Consider the following 14,696-nt stretch of genomic DNA (forward strand, 5'->3'; position numbering starts at 1 on the left):
GAAAAAAATAATAATATAATGGAATAATATGACATAGGTTTAATTAGCAACCTTTTTCAATAACTTCAGTCCATTTTGCATTATTACCTTTTCTAATTTTTCTTAAACCTAAATCAGCCATATATGCTGCATCTTCAGCATTTTTACCTCGACCAATTCCTGCTTTAAGTGTAATTCCTATTTCCTCATCAATCTCTTTTAATATATCAATGATATCTTGTTCAGATAATCCATTACATGGAGCCATAAAATTATCTCCACCAATGAAGAACAATAAAGATCCCCTTTTAATTAACTTAGTCATTAAATAATGTTGTGCTTTATTTACCATAAAGTTAGTGTCAAAAGCAGATTCCTTATCTGTTAAGGTTTCAGTGACACTATTAATATCAACATGTGCAACTTGAACATAACCCTCATCCTCATTAGCAAGGGAATCGATAGCCAATATCTCTTTTCTATCGGAAGACTGTGCCCCACCTTCTTTTTGTAAAGCCATAGTTGCTAATCTTTGTGCTTCATGAGGTGTTTTTGCTGCACCAACACCCATACTAATTGTTATAGGATATCTATTTCTAATAGATCTTTGGATTCTTAAATGGTCTTCTTTATTAATACCATTTGTAATAGCCAACATATTGTCAAACCTTGTAAAGAATACAAGACCTTTTTTAGTTGCAAATTGTCTTTGTACATCTGCAAATAACTCTGACTGTAAAATTTGAAGGTCAGATTCATTACGAGGTCTTGGAGTTACTGTCCAAGGACCATAATTATCAATTTGTATCAATGTCATTTGAATCATATTATTCACCGTTAATAATTATATAATATTTATAGTATATAATTATTTTAGTTAAAGCTAAATTCATAAAGTTTATATTTAATAAATGATTTTGTAAAATCTAGAAATGTTATTAATAAAAATAAAATATTTTTAAATAAAGTCAAAATTTTATAAGGTCTTTGATTTAATCATTTCTAGATTTTAATATAAAATTAGCCAAATCCTTTTTAATATCTAAAGATTTCATCATAGTGTTAGTTACTCCAACATCCCCCACAATATCTTTAATTTTTAAAGACAAGTCCTTATCCTCATTATCTATGATTAATTTATCTACAAAGTCCTTATACATCTCCGCAACACCAATTGCAGATACATCATAACCTAATGCATTCATAAATTTACCTGCAGGACCACTGACAGGTTCAGTGCCTACAATAGGAGATACTGCCACAACATATTTGTCCCTTAAGGCCTCCCTAACACCATCAATAGATACAATAGGCATGATTGAAGTAATTGGATTAGATGGTCCAATAATAACCATCTCAGATTTTTCAATAGTTTCAATAAGTTCCGGAGCAGGAGGAACATCAGAGTAAACCACATCCTTAACTGTCGGTTTACATTGTTTCTCTATTAAGAACTCATGAAAATCAAGTTGACCAATATCTGTTTCAATAACAATGTCAGAATCAACATCACTCATAGGAATGACCTTAGATTCAATACCCAAGTATTTTCTTTGAATATCGACTATCTCAGATAAGCTATAACCCTCTTCCAACATTAATGTTTTCTGAATCATAGTAGCCCTATCTCTATCACCTATCCTAATCTTCTCAGGAGTTCCCATTTTCTCAAGATATTCACTTGTAATATAGGTATCTCCCTTAATGCCATACCAGAATTCCTCGTCAATCATGTCTTTTAAAGTATAAAGAACAACATCAATGTCACCACTTACATATACTCCTGAGAAATAATTATTCTCCACAGTATTTACAATAATACTTAAATCTTTTAAATCTACAACTTCTTTTAAACCTTGAATCAATTTTGGAGTTCCGGTTCCTCCAGACAATACACAAATCATAATTTCACTTTTTATTTAATTTAAACACAAAATTAAAAATTTATTAAATATAAACTATAATAAAATAAAATCCATACAATCCCAGTAATTCAAATTTTAATGAAAAACATTTACTAAACTATTTAAATAACAAAGCTTTAGTCAAAAAGCATTGAGGATCTTATTATAAAATCTTTACTTCCACATTTTGGACAGTTTTTAAATCTTGAAAAGGAACTAGGGATATTTTTACCACAATTAGGGCATTCAATAAGATTACCATATTTTTTAGATTTTAATTGACCATTCAAATTATCAGAAATTTGATATTCTTCAAAAAAATCACCATTTATGAAAGACACTGTTATAAGCTCATTTCCCTCATAGTTATCTAAAATAAAATTAGCTATTTTCTCTTCATTTATTCCGAACTCATTTTTATAGAGAACAAATCTTTTAATCATAGATTGACAGTCACTACAATAAGTAGTATAAACATACCCATTTACCTTACCTGCAATAAAATTAGAGGCTAACCTACCCAAAGACATTTCCTCTACTTTCCTAGACTCAAAATCTAAACAGAATACAGTACTAGTTTCTGTTACTTCAAATCCACAATCCTCACAAAAATAGACAGTAGATTGACCCATTCCATCACCTTCTTGGAAAATCAATAATTAGTCTTTAAAAAGACATGGCATAAATTTATCCAAAGTATTACTTCCGCATTTGGGACAATGTTCCAGTTGAGATATTCTTATTGGAATTTCTCTATTACATTTAGGACATTCTATTTTAGAATCCTTATCATAAACTTCCTTAAAAAATCCATATTCATTAGTTTTTATAAAGGGATTGTTTTCTATTGTAAAAACCTTAGAAGGTTTATCTGATAAATCATTGATTAAACTGAGTAGATCATCTAAATCTTTATCGTATTTTTCAGGAATATAAAGTTTAACAATACTTTTACAGCTATTACAATAAGATGTGAAAACCCTTCCATGAATTTCATATTTTAGGATATTAGGATAGAAATTAATGCTTGTTTCTACAAGTTTATCGGGATTATTTTCTATATAGAAAATTTTATCGGAATCATTAATCCTATATCCACAATCGTTACATGTAATCTGAACATTGCTCACAAGAATACCCCAAGTTATATTTGATAGATAAAAATAGACATTTAACAGAATAATAAAAAAAATTCCTTTCACTCGATAAATAAGAAAAGTTAAATTGAATTGGATTAATAAAATTAAAAAGTATTTGAGAAAATCAAATACCTATCTTAATTTCTAAATACATCGAATTCCTTTGGACGAAGTAATGGATGAATGTCACTATCCTCATTTCTTAAGGTATCAAATGCGCTAAAACCTCTAATTATAACAACAGGTAAACCCTCATCGGCTTGACCTTGGATTAGAGATGCTGAGGCAGCAAGTTCATCGGCTGTAGCAACCTCGGTTGTTTGAAGTTCACGACCATAAAGATCCTTTTCACCTTTTCTTTTCCATAATGGATCTATTCCTGAGCATCCGAGAGCCACTCCAACAGCACCTACCCTAAATGCCCTACCTTGAGTATCGGTGACTATCACAGCTAACTCTTCACCAGTAGCCCTTTCCAATTGTTCCCTAATTTTTTTTGCAGACAAATCGGCATTTTCAGGAACAGGGGTTGCAAGACCGTCACCAACATTTGATTCATCAATACCGGAATTTGCACATACAAAACCCTGTTTTGTTTCGGTTATAACAAAGTCAGGACCTACTTCAACTACCTCTCTTGCTTCCTGTATAATTGCCTCAACCAATTTAGAATCTTTTTTAGATTTTTTAGCAATCAATATCGCATCTTCAGATGGTAGGATATCACCTAATTTAATAACGTTACCTTCGGATTTAGAGACCAATGTTTCAGCAACTAAAATAATATCCCCATGTTGAAGTGTTTCACCTTGTTCTTTTAAAGCATTTAAGATTAAATCCGCAATATTATCTCCTTCTTTAACTAAAGGAATTCCTTTTAAACCAAATAATTCTATGCTCATAATATCATCACTTTAAAATTAATAGATTATTTATAAATTCCATTTTTTAAAAGTTTCTATTTATTCTGATTTATAAAATAGCCAGAATCAACTATTAATAAAATGTTATTTTAAAAAAAATAGTTTAAATATAAAATTATAAAAAACAAGGGAAAAATAAAAATAAGTTTTATTCATTTGCTAAGCAAACAAATCAGTCTAAAGTTTAGGTGACAATGCAACAGTATCCCATTTACCATCATAGACAGAGGCAACAGAACTTACCGGATGTTCAAAGTCAGCGAATATTCCTTGATTGAAAATGTATTGTGCAGCCTCCTTACTTGTAGATGCATCATATTCAACCATATGAGGTTCTTGATGTTCATAGACAGAAATATATGCTGCCTTACCATATTCCAATTTTTCAACACTGATTTTAGAATCAGTGACAATTCCAATATATGCCTCATACTTATCCTCATCTGTAGTGTTTTTTACGACACCAGCAATTCTTGGAGTATGATAATCATCCTTTTCATAGTCCATAGTTAAAAGGGAATATGCAAGGCTATCGCGGATATTCATACCTAAAGCCAATTTGTCTGCAATTACATCTGTCTGTGAACCATTTGAGACAATAGCCAAATCGTCTACAATTCTAATACAATTATATGTTATATAGGGATTTTCAAAAATATCCTTCTCAAAACCTTCCTTTGGAACAATAGCTGCTTCCTGACCAAATACCTTAGCCTCCCTATTCGGAAAATGGCGGCTTGATAATCTATATGCAACAAAAGGTTTTCCATCAACATTCATACCTAAAGATAAGATTCTTCCTAAATACATTAAATACCTCCAGATTAAAAAGTAATAATCAAAGTTAGATTTATTCTATAAAATATTTATTATTTTCTTTAAAGAAATCTGATTTAATAAAGTTAAAAATATTTTTATATGATAGAGTAATTGATTTTAAAAATAGGTAAATTAAAGTTAAAAAAAATTCAATTTCTAAAAATTATACATTAAACTTAAAATCGATTAAAAATAGTTTATTTCTAAAAAAAATATAATAAAAAATTAAAAAAAAGATAAAAATAATTGATTAATAATTAATCAACCTGATTTCTGCTCTGAAGGGTTTCTTACAGCTTTATCAGGAGAAAAACCTGCAGGAGTAGTAATGTAAATTGTTTTAGCCTTGTTATCTACATTAATATTTCCTTCATCGATTACCTTCGCGTGAATAGCAATCGAATCATCCTGAATATCTGCAGACATATCCTGACCATTAACCACTACCTTTTGAAGTCCATTAACTGGAAAAATATAATATTCGGAATTTCCACTTGTATCTGTTACATTTGGTTTACCAGTAGCATCGGAAGCTTGTTGGGAATCTGATACATCAGCTGTACCTGCAAAACTACTGGTAACAATCACAAATATTAAAATGGTAAATAAAATATCAATAAAAGGAACTAAGTTAATATTAAGTTTATCTTCTTTTAATCTTTCCTTCCTTGATTTAATATCCAAACTCATCTTATCACGACTTTTAAGTCCAATCAATTATTGTTTAAGTTTACTTTCAACTATCTCAGAACCAACATTACACATCTCTAAGATAATATTACTAATACTTTTCTCTAACATACTTGGTTTAAAGGAGATTTGAATGTTAGCATCAGGTTCAGATATTTCACGGACATTAACAATACCTTCACCTTCCTGTAATGATTGAATTACACAAGGTAAATTCTCGGTTACCCTGATTTTTGCTACGGCATAATTCCAATTAGTCATTTTAGTAGCCAATTCAATCTTATCCATTTCCCTTTCAATCAATATTTTAATATAAGTATATAAAGGAGTTAAAACAATAGCTACAGTCAAACCTGCAATAGTAGTAATCAGTGCAGTATAGATACCTCTAGCCATAGCAGTTGGATCAGGATTTACCCCCAATGATCCAAATGTCATCCAAATACCGATAACAGTACCTATTAAACCTAAAAATGGAGCAAGTTCAATAATAGTCTTTATAGTATCTAACCCTTTAGTCATTTTACTGGTTTCTACAATAAAAATCTGTTCCATACTTTCTTCAACTTCGGTTTTGTTTTTATAACCAATCTTCAAAGCTTCAGAAATAATTCTAGAAACAGGGTTTTTGTAGGGACTAATTTCCTTTAAAGCTTCAATAGCTCCTCCTCTTTCCATAGCAACAGACACTACCCCCATAATTTCAGTAGCATCTATATCACTAATCTTCCTAAGATAATTGACCTTTTGGAGTGAAGTGATAAATCCCCAAATTCCTATAAAAGTAATAATATAGGTAATGATACCTCCTTGTTGGAAGAAATCAACAAAACCAGATATTAAACCAGTAATTGCTTCTATTATCATTATTTTCCTCTCTAAAATTAAATGTTATAATTTAAATTCTTAAATTAAATTAAATTAATTAAAAAAATATAATACAGATATAAATATCTCATTATTTATTTAAATAGATTTTCTTTACATTCAATAGAACAACAAATAGAATAAAATAAATAAATTTAAATATTCAAAGACTTGGACAAAATTCAATCTTTAGATTTGAAGAAACACTTAAAATATTAAATCAATTATTATCATTTATAAAAACATAATTTCATCCAAATCCCGTCAAAATAAAAAAAACATGTTAAAAAATTTATTACTCTTTCATTTTTCTAACAGTATTCCAGGATCTTCTTACAAAATCTGGAAGATTATCATATTCAAAATTAGATAAAAATTTCTTTGTATTAGAATCACTTGGATAACCAGAGCCAATTCCCCCTATATCAACATAATCCCTATTGATTTCTTCAATAATCTGATCCCTTTTAAATTTAGCAATTATTGACGCTGCTGCAACCTGAATATGATTGGTATCTGCCTTATGCTCCGCAATAACCTTCGTATCCTCTCCAACTTTCTCTTGAACTTCCCTTTGAAAACGCAATGGTTTTACATCAACCGCATCTATGATAACCTCTTCGGGTTTTAATCTTTCAATAAGCTTTATCATTCCAATTTTTTCAATTTCATTAAGATTTACATCCTTAGCCCTTAAATTATCAATATCACTAGCACTTATAACCACAGTATCATATTCAAACATTTTAGATAGTTTACGAGCCAATACTTGCCTTCTTTTAGGTGTAAGCTTTTTAGAATCCTTGACACCCATTCTTTCAAGTACATGGTTCATTTTTTCAGGAACTATAACCCCTGCAATTACCATAGGCCCTAATACCGGACCTCTTCCTGCTTCATCAACACCCATTATATCCATATAAATACCTTAATACATGATAGAAAATTAATTAAAAAAATAAAAAATCTAGTTAAAACTAGTTAAAATAAAATAAAAAGTAGAATTAAAAAAAATAAAGAATAAGAAAAATAGATAAAAAATCTATTTCATAGCTCGAAGACGTACTTCAGGTTCTAATGCTAATGGTTCTGCTGCAACAATAGCTGTACCTTTAGCAACTACTGTCATTGGATCATCTGAAATGGTAATAGGTACTCCAACTTCATCATAAATCCTTTCTTTAAGACCACGTAATCTTGAAGTTCCCCCAACAGCTACTGAATTTTTATAAACACCCATAATTAATTCTGGAGATAATCTTTCAAAGATTAAATTTAATCCGTCAACAATATTTTGAATTACAGGTTCTACAGCATCTGCAACAAGCATGGAATCAATAACGATTTTTTTAGGTCTGTTTGTTTCTAATGATTTACCTACAACCTCAACAGATAAGTTTTCTAAGGTTTCACTACAGTGAATCATACCAACTTCCATTTTAGCAGCTTCTGCATCATGAATACCAATAGCGACATTGTATTTTTCAGCAATTAAATCCACGATTCTGTTATCAATATCATCTCCACCAAACCTTACGGTTTCAATATCTGTAATTCCACCAAGTGAAATTACTACTAAATCAGTGGATCCTGCACCAATATCAATAATCATAATACCATTAGGCTCAGCAATAGGTAATCCTGCACCAATAGCTGCTGCTAATCCTTCACTAATAACAATAACTTCATCAGCACCAGCTTTTCTTCCAATTTCTTCTGCTGCGTTTTTTTCTACTTCTGAGGAATCCCCTGGAATACCAATAACAATTCTTCCAACATTTTCTCCCTCATTAATACCTATTTCAATTGCTTTAATAAGTAAAGATTGAGCTTGAACAATATTTTCAATAACTCCTTTTTTAAGAGGTCTTACTGCAACAATATCCCCTGGTGTTCTTCCTAACATCCTTTTAGCTTCTTCCCCAACAGCTAAAACTGATGTATTATCATCTTTTTTAACAGCGACAACAGATGGAATTTGATATAAATCAAATTTATCGCCAGCAGGTTTTGCAATTACAGTATTTAATGTACCTAAATCTATACCTAAACAATTATTAACGGTTGATTCAACTGGGGAATCTTTAACATCATCATTATTTCCAAAAATGCTCATATTAAGCCTCCATGTCAATATCTTTAAAATCTATTACAAATATTTTATTTGAAGTGGCAATATCTTGAACTGTATCTACATCTTTATCTTTATCAACAGATATAAGAATTGTTTTTAAAACAACTTCACTTACATTAAACAGTGGGTTAAATGCCTCCTTTAGGAACTTAGGTAATTTAACTTTGGAATTTATATCTGTTTCAATAAAACCAGTAGTTTGATCATCTAATAATATACCAAATTGAACTCTAGCTCTTTCTATCTTAGCTACAGATTGACGGACAGTATCCTCAGGACCTACCATGACCATAAGGTTAGGCTTTTGCTTAACATATTCTGGAGTAATTTTAATATATGCCCCTCCACCTTCTTTACAATCTGCAGAAAGCTTTTCTATAATATAAGAATTACCATACAACATGATAAAATCAAATTTTTTGTTGACTCTCTCATCTTCTAAAGTTACATGCTCTCTAAATAGAATCTTAACTCGATCCCTAGAAGATATAGCATCATATGCAATGTCATCTATTAACTTATCATTACCAGCCATTACACACCATAACTTTTCGGAAGCAACTTTTTCCTCTGATTCCTCCTCATTGGTTATTCTTGCAGCTCTTCTTAAGGCTTGAATACTATCTTCAATCATCGTATACACACAGAAAACTATTTTTTCAGTAATTATATTGTAAATCTAATAATTAAACATTAAAACTTACTTAAATTCATTTTCCTGCAATTTAAACAAAATATAAAAACTACAAAAAAATAAAAAATCATTTATTAATAGACTATTATATTATTATAATGTTAATACATTATATATATTTAATGATTTAAAAAATTAATCAAATAAATATATATTATTAATCCTTATAAACTAAAATTTAAATCTAGAAAATACTAAAAAATAGAAAAAATAAAAGGGATATTTCAGTAAATAACCTACTGATTTTTATAAAACTAAGAAAATAAATATAAATCAAGTATTTTATCCATTTTTTATAATTTTGCAATAAAGAAAATCAAGATTTTAAAAAAAAATTAATTAAATAATTTAAAAATGGATAAAAAAATTATAAAAATAAAATAGAAATTAAATTGAACATAAATCAAATATTTATCATAAATTTAAAACATGACAAACATTTTAAAATTTAATAAAAAAGATTAATAACCGATTTTTAAAATATTTAAGAAGGAGTCATAATGAAAACTAATGAAACAGGAATGAGACATTTTATTTCGATACCTGATTTTATTTCATTATTAAATATGTCATCAGGTTTTCTATCTATAATTTGTGCATTAAATAATAATTTAACCTTGTCAGGATTATTAATTATTTTAGCAATGTTTTTTGACTCAATAGATGGTTGGATAGCTAGAAAAATAGGTAGAAATGATAGTTATGGATTTGGAAAAAACATTGATTCCTTGTCCGATGCTATTTCATTTGGTGCAGCTCCTGCAATATTATTCTATTCAATAAACTCAAATATCAACCTGGAATTATCCGTCATTACAATATGTATAAGTTTATTTATGGTAATCTGTGGAGTTCTTAGACTAACCAGATATAATGTAATAGCAGATAAAACAGACTTTAAAGGATTTGTAGGTTTTCCTATCCCCGGAATAGGATTCATTTTAGCTACACTCTATTTAAGTGGATTATACAATATTTACATTGGAATGGTCCTAATGATTATTGTATCAGTTCTTATGATCAGTAATGTAAGATATCCTAAATTTGGAAACAAACCGGTTTTATCAATTGCATTAATATTAATCATATTAATGATATTTAAATTACCAATGATTTATGGAATAAATATACCTGCATTGATTTTACTTTTAATAACATTGTTCTATCTTATTAGAAATATTTTCTAAATCTAATATTTTTTATATTTACCTATGAAATGTTTCATTCCCTAAGGGTTTGGTAATATGGGTAAATTAAATAAACAGCAATCATTAAAACCATTAAAGAAAAAGAAAAAGAAAGGTTTACTTAATAGGATTACTGATTTTATAAATGATTTTTTCTCAATAAATAATGATGAAAATCTGGAAAAATCACATGAAAATTCAAACTATGATACTTTTTTTGAATATAGTGACTTTAACAATAGATTAAGTTATGAGGAATATTTAGAAAATGAATTTCTTAGAAAATATAATGATAAAACTAAAAGGCATAAAAATAAAGAAGTCCCAACAAGAAGCACCACTGAAAAAAATGATATGGAATATCTAAATAAACCTAAAAATAGAGAAGTCCCCACATTAAACACTACTGAAAAAAATGATATGGAATATCTAAATAAACCTCAAAAGAAAAGTCAAAAGTCGAAAAGTTTTAAGGATTCCCTAATGTCAAGGATTAATGAATATGAAAAAACAGGACATTTCGGATTCGATCTAAAAAATGATGAGAAAAAAATCATCGGAATACTAATTTTTACAATAATCTTCTGTGTAATCCTAGGTGGGGCATACTATTTCTTCATATTTGAACCAATGAACGAAGAGCTGAATAATGAGAAAATTGCCAAAATAGATCAAATTCACTCATTATTTAAAGGGCCCCTAGCAGATGCAAAAGAGGTGGAAGTTTTAGAGGACAGTATAAATAATTGTAATACCAGTTACCAGGTAAAGAATGTTGATGTTTTAAGGCCAGCTACTGCCCTGTGGAGAGATTATCAATATAAGAATATTAATGAAAGCAAAGATGTTGCAAATAGAGTAATTTTAAGTTATGAAAATAATAAAACAGAACATAGTATAATTAGTGCAGATGAAGCCATTAAAATAGTTCAAGACAATGACGGAACCGTTCTATCCAATATCAAATTTAAAAAACCGGATACAGTTGCAGTGCCTATTGAAATTTCAAGGCTCCAGGCAGGAAACGGTTTGATAAAAACAGGTAGTAAAATTGATATTTATTCAATAAATTCAAGTGACTATTCAAATAATGAGGGATATAATGAAAGCTATAATGAAAATACAAATAGCAGCCCTAATTTGACAGATGAAAATACAAATCAATCTACCACTATTACTACAGATAATATAAATTCAGAAAATAGTGAAATTTCAGATAAAAATCCTAAAATAAGCGGTTGTACAGTACTTGCAATAATGAGGTCCAAAGATAGTGGTACAATAAATAGGAAGAATGAGGAATTAAAGACCATCAATACAAATAACAAAAATTTATCTAATGAAAGATCATACACATACACCCAAGATGTAGAGGAAACTTTAAAAGAAGAGGCAAGTGGAGAGTATAGTGATGAGGAAACAGATTATGCATTAAATAATTACGGACTTAAATTATCAGATTATGAGAGAATATCAAATATTGGGGAATTAGACTGCCAATACTTAATATTAGTTGAAGTCCCACGTGAAGATGTGCAATTCATATTAGATAATATGGACCATTTGGTTTTAACAATCCCAGTAGATAACGGACCAAATTGGATGATTGAAGAGATTAAACAATCCGACAATTAAATAAAAAATATAGAAATAAATTAGAAATGTTTATAAAAAAAATAAGATATAAATTAATTTAAAAATTCAGGATTAAATAATATGAAAAAAACAACAATTATAGTGATAATTGCTTTATTGATTATTGGATTATATGCTGCAACTGAGACCACATATTATTCCAGTAAAGTTATATTAGAATCTAACGTAGATTCTCCTGTTATTCTAATCCCCAAAATAGGTGTAAATGAAAAGATTAATAATCATTCAATTTCTGAAGGGGTTTATCATGAAAATCTTTCAAGTGATCCGACATATGGTGATGTATTGCTATTTGGTCATAGAACATTGTTAGGTTCCCCATTTTTACGTTTAAATGAACTTAAAAAAGGAGACATTGTTACATTAGAGTGGCCGGGAATTGGTGAGGCGAATTATACCATCTATAATCAAACAATAGTTCCTGCCGATGCAAAGATAGACATTAGCAATAATACTCAAAGGATAATCCTCGTAACATGTAACCCAATTGGTTCTACATCAGAAAGATTAATCTGTGAAGGTAATTTAACAAGTAAAGGCCCACTAAAAGAAGAGATTATAAAAGATAACCCCCATAAAGATTATGGAATCTATATTACACTCGGATTTTTACTATTTGGTTTATTAATATCATTTGTATATAAAGATGATAGAAAGTACATATTAACTACTGTGTTAATCATAACTGCATTTTTAGTTTATTGTATTATACAGCCACAATCTGTAAATATATTTACCTCACAGATTGAATTTATTAATCAGATATTTACATTAGGAGTTTAATAATATGGACGTTAATGAAAAGTATTTCTCAAATATTACTTCAAGAGAAAGAGCTATATTTGAGGGAGCAATTACAATGGGTGCATTGTTTCATCAATTTGTAGGAACACCAGTTAACAAAGATTCCAAAGAAAGCTTAGAGAATGCAATCAAAGAATCTTTAGAACTACAACCTGCAATAGAAAAGGTTGATGCAAAAATTGATTTAAATAGATTAAATGACGCGTTAAGTGATTTTGAATATACCTCATTAAGTGGGGATATGTTAGATATTAGAATACATACCAGAGTGGACAATGTCAAAGCAATCATTAGAATAGAGTTTATTGAAGAGTTAAATTATCCATTAATGTATGTTGAGGATATTGAAGAATTATAATAAATATCAATTTATTTAATTCTTTACCATTATCCATTAAATCATAGATTGTAAAATATCATATTTCCAATTAATTCTAACTTTAAATAACACTTGTTTTATTTCCTAACTATTTTATAAAAAATGTAAATACTTATTTTTTAAAATTAGATAAAATTAGATCAAATAAACTTATTTTTAATATAAAATATTTTAATAAGAAGATTTGAAATTTTTTCAATAAAAATAGAAACAATAGAAAATATTAATAAGACTTATTTTCAAAAAAGTGAAAAAAAATTTAATAAAAAGCAAAAATAGTTAGATATTAGAGGAGATAGCTTTTAAATCAACAAGCAAATCCCTAATATTATCACGGCTAATATGTTTCATTACAATAACACGAATAGCTTTAGGATAGGATGAAGTTGAAACTCTCCAACCCCTTTGTTCAAGTAAATCTGCCAAATAGTCAGTGTCAATATCTTTATGATAAAAAGCAACAATATTTAACTGAGGTTCAACTACAACATCATAGCCAATATCTTCAAGACCTTCTTTTAACATCATAGTTTTATCCATGACATCCAATGCTAATTTTCTATAACCTTCACGACCTAAAGATTCCATTACTGCAAGTGTTGCAGCGGAAGATGCTCCACTACGAGTTCCCACAATAGTGGATTGCTCTTTTTTAGTAAGATATGGGGCTTTTACAGCCATAACATCCAAATATTTTTTATCCCTAAATAGAATACATCCAGAAGGAATTACAGAAAGACCCATTTTATGTGGATCAATAGTCATAGAACAGACAGCATCTAAAGAGAAATCAAATTTAGGAAAATCGTATCCCTCTTCTCTTAAAAATGGAATTACAAAGCCACCAAACGCTGCATCAACATGTAAATATATATCATGTTTCTTAGCAATTTTAGCAATCTCTTCAACATTATCTATTAAACCTAATTCGGTAGTACCTGCAATAGCTACAATAACTGTGGTATTCTTATTGATCTTGTTCTCTAAAGAATTAACATCAATCAAATAACCATCCATATCTGCTTCAACTACTTTCATACCAAACATGTCTGCGGCTTTTTTAAATGAAAAATGAGCAGATTTAGGCACTATCATTTCTGGTTCTGTAATATTTTTATAACGTCTTGCATAATTACGGGCAGCCCTCATAGCCATAAGATTTGCTTCGGTACCACCAGTAACTATATGACCATATGGATTATCAATAGAAACTAATGAACCAATCATTTTTATAGCTTTATCTTCAATAGCTTTTGTACCTGGAAATAGACCAGGATCACCTAAATTAGAATTAATAAATTTATAAAATACTTCTTTAGCAATAGGTTCAGCCTCAGTACACATTGAACCAAGAATTCTGCCATCTGAATATTTCATATCCTTTTTTTGATATTGTTCTAATTCTTCAAATATTTCCTCTTTAGATTTAGGTTTTCCATCCATAAAATTACCTTAAAAATAATTAATTAAAAAAAGTTAAGATGAGCCCTACAAAAATCCCATACCACTAAAGGTAGACCC

Annotated in this window: 16 protein-coding genes; 4 read left to right on the forward strand and 12 right to left on the reverse strand. The window is 29.0% G+C overall.

The genetic code is table 11. From position 1 onward, the window contains the following. Positions 1-43 precede the first annotated feature (43 nt). The 11 genes from ABM4_RS07390 to ABM4_RS07440 form a co-directional block, all read right to left on the reverse strand. Positions 44-805, reverse strand: coding sequence for a GTP cyclohydrolase III (locus ABM4_RS07390; RefSeq protein WP_016359052.1), 762 nt, complete (start codon positions 803-805; stop codon positions 44-46). A gap of 166 nt (positions 806-971) precedes the next feature. Continuing rightward, the gene (gene cofD, locus ABM4_RS07395) at positions 972-1,883 is read right to left on the reverse strand and encodes a 2-phospho-L-lactate transferase (protein WP_016359053.1); all 912 of its coding nucleotides are present in this window, start codon (positions 1,881-1,883) and stop codon (positions 972-974) included. A gap of 137 nt (positions 1,884-2,020) precedes the next feature. Further along, positions 2,021-2,515, reverse strand: coding sequence for a hypothetical protein (locus tag ABM4_RS07400; protein ID WP_016359054.1), 495 nt, complete (start codon positions 2,513-2,515; stop codon positions 2,021-2,023). 27 nt (positions 2,516-2,542) lie between these two features. Next, positions 2,543-3,013: a hypothetical protein gene (locus tag ABM4_RS07405; RefSeq protein WP_016359055.1), complete on the reverse strand. Its 471-nt coding sequence runs from the start codon at positions 3,011-3,013 to the stop codon at positions 2,543-2,545. 146 nt (positions 3,014-3,159) lie between these two features. Then, entirely contained in the window at positions 3,160-3,924 is a 765-nt protein-coding gene (locus ABM4_RS07410) for a coenzyme F420-0:L-glutamate ligase (RefSeq protein ID WP_016359056.1), read from the reverse strand. A 198-nt stretch (positions 3,925-4,122) separates the two neighbouring features. Then, positions 4,123-4,755, reverse strand: coding sequence for an IMP cyclohydrolase (locus ABM4_RS07415; RefSeq protein ID WP_016359057.1), 633 nt, complete (start codon positions 4,753-4,755; stop codon positions 4,123-4,125). A 270-nt stretch (positions 4,756-5,025) separates the two neighbouring features. Next, positions 5,026-5,454, reverse strand: coding sequence for a biopolymer transporter ExbD (locus ABM4_RS07420; RefSeq protein ID WP_016359058.1), 429 nt, complete (start codon positions 5,452-5,454; stop codon positions 5,026-5,028). A 27-nt stretch (positions 5,455-5,481) separates the two neighbouring features. After that, positions 5,482-6,321: a MotA/TolQ/ExbB proton channel family protein gene (locus tag ABM4_RS07425; RefSeq protein WP_016359059.1), complete on the reverse strand. Its 840-nt coding sequence runs from the start codon at positions 6,319-6,321 to the stop codon at positions 5,482-5,484. A gap of 295 nt (positions 6,322-6,616) precedes the next feature. Continuing rightward, the gene (gene rnhB, locus ABM4_RS07430) at positions 6,617-7,240 is read right to left on the reverse strand and encodes a ribonuclease HII (protein WP_016359060.1); all 624 of its coding nucleotides are present in this window, start codon (positions 7,238-7,240) and stop codon (positions 6,617-6,619) included. Between the two features lie 123 nt (positions 7,241-7,363). Then, positions 7,364-8,437, reverse strand: a complete 1,074-nt coding sequence (locus tag ABM4_RS07435; protein WP_016359061.1) for a rod shape-determining protein — start codon at positions 8,435-8,437, stop codon at positions 7,364-7,366. A gap of 1 nt (position 8,438) precedes the next feature. Then, positions 8,439-9,089, reverse strand: a complete 651-nt coding sequence (locus ABM4_RS07440; RefSeq protein ID WP_016359062.1) for a hypothetical protein — start codon at positions 9,087-9,089, stop codon at positions 8,439-8,441. A gap of 560 nt (positions 9,090-9,649) precedes the next feature. Between ABM4_RS07440 and ABM4_RS07445 the strand changes: the two genes are divergently transcribed. The 4 genes from ABM4_RS07445 to ABM4_RS07460 all read left to right on the forward strand — a co-directional run bounded on the left by ABM4_RS07445 (position 9,650) and on the right by ABM4_RS07460 (position 13,154). Continuing rightward, positions 9,650-10,336, forward strand: coding sequence for an archaetidylserine synthase (locus ABM4_RS07445; protein ID WP_016359063.1), 687 nt, complete (start codon positions 9,650-9,652; stop codon positions 10,334-10,336). A 57-nt stretch (positions 10,337-10,393) separates the two neighbouring features. Next, positions 10,394-11,971: an archaetidylserine decarboxylase gene (locus ABM4_RS07450; protein ID WP_016359064.1), complete on the forward strand. Its 1,578-nt coding sequence runs from the start codon at positions 10,394-10,396 to the stop codon at positions 11,969-11,971. Positions 11,972-12,052: 81 nt separating this feature from the next. Next, entirely contained in the window at positions 12,053-12,775 is a 723-nt protein-coding gene (locus ABM4_RS07455; protein WP_016359065.1) for a class E sortase, read from the forward strand. Between the two features lie 4 nt (positions 12,776-12,779). Continuing rightward, positions 12,780-13,154 (forward strand): dihydroneopterin aldolase family protein, encoded by a 375-nt coding sequence (locus tag ABM4_RS07460; protein WP_016359066.1) that lies wholly within the window; start codon positions 12,780-12,782, stop codon positions 13,152-13,154. 300 nt (positions 13,155-13,454) lie between these two features. Here the strand turns inward: ABM4_RS07460 and mfnA are convergent, their stop codons facing one another. Then, positions 13,455-14,618, reverse strand: a complete 1,164-nt coding sequence (gene mfnA, locus ABM4_RS07465) for a tyrosine decarboxylase MfnA (protein WP_016359067.1) — start codon at positions 14,616-14,618, stop codon at positions 13,455-13,457. Positions 14,619-14,696 lie beyond the last annotated feature (78 nt).

It is taken from the genome of Methanobrevibacter sp. AbM4 (assembly GCF_000404165.1).
GTDB classification, from domain to species: Archaea; Methanobacteriota; Methanobacteria; order Methanobacteriales; family Methanobacteriaceae; genus Methanarmilla; species Methanarmilla boviskoreani.

Excerpts from the sequence above, each read along its gene's own strand:
- ABM4_RS07425 (WP_016359059.1), bottom strand. The coding sequence starts at position 6,321 with ATGATAATAGAAGCAATTACTGGTTTAATATCTGGTTTTGTTGATTTC.
- ABM4_RS07450 (WP_016359064.1), top strand. The coding sequence starts at position 10,394 with ATGGGTAAATTAAATAAACAGCAATCATTAAAACCATTAAAGAAAAAG.
- ABM4_RS07400 (WP_016359054.1), bottom strand. The coding sequence starts at position 2,515 with ATGGGTCAATCTACTGTCTATTTTTGTGAGGATTGTGGATTTGAAGTA.
- ABM4_RS07445 (WP_016359063.1), top strand. The coding sequence starts at position 9,650 with ATGAAAACTAATGAAACAGGAATGAGACATTTTATTTCGATACCTGAT.
- ABM4_RS07460 (WP_016359066.1), top strand. The coding sequence starts at position 12,780 with ATGGACGTTAATGAAAAGTATTTCTCAAATATTACTTCAAGAGAAAGA.
- cofD (WP_016359053.1), bottom strand. The coding sequence starts at position 1,883 with ATGATTTGTGTATTGTCTGGAGGAACCGGAACTCCAAAATTGATTCAA.
- ABM4_RS07415 (WP_016359057.1), bottom strand. The coding sequence starts at position 4,755 with ATGTATTTAGGAAGAATCTTATCTTTAGGTATGAATGTTGATGGAAAA.
- ABM4_RS07455 (WP_016359065.1), top strand. The coding sequence starts at position 12,053 with ATGAAAAAAACAACAATTATAGTGATAATTGCTTTATTGATTATTGGA.
- ABM4_RS07420 (WP_016359058.1), bottom strand. The coding sequence starts at position 5,454 with ATGAGTTTGGATATTAAATCAAGGAAGGAAAGATTAAAAGAAGATAAA.
- mfnA (WP_016359067.1), bottom strand. The coding sequence starts at position 14,618 with ATGGATGGAAAACCTAAATCTAAAGAGGAAATATTTGAAGAATTAGAA.
- rnhB (WP_016359060.1), bottom strand. The coding sequence starts at position 7,240 with ATGGATATAATGGGTGTTGATGAAGCAGGAAGAGGTCCGGTATTAGGG.
- ABM4_RS07390 (WP_016359052.1), bottom strand. The coding sequence starts at position 805 with ATGATTCAAATGACATTGATACAAATTGATAATTATGGTCCTTGGACA.
- ABM4_RS07435 (WP_016359061.1), bottom strand. The coding sequence starts at position 8,437 with ATGAGCATTTTTGGAAATAATGATGATGTTAAAGATTCCCCAGTTGAA.
- ABM4_RS07440 (WP_016359062.1), bottom strand. The coding sequence starts at position 9,089 with ATGATTGAAGATAGTATTCAAGCCTTAAGAAGAGCTGCAAGAATAACC.
- ABM4_RS07410 (WP_016359056.1), bottom strand. The coding sequence starts at position 3,924 with ATGAGCATAGAATTATTTGGTTTAAAAGGAATTCCTTTAGTTAAAGAA.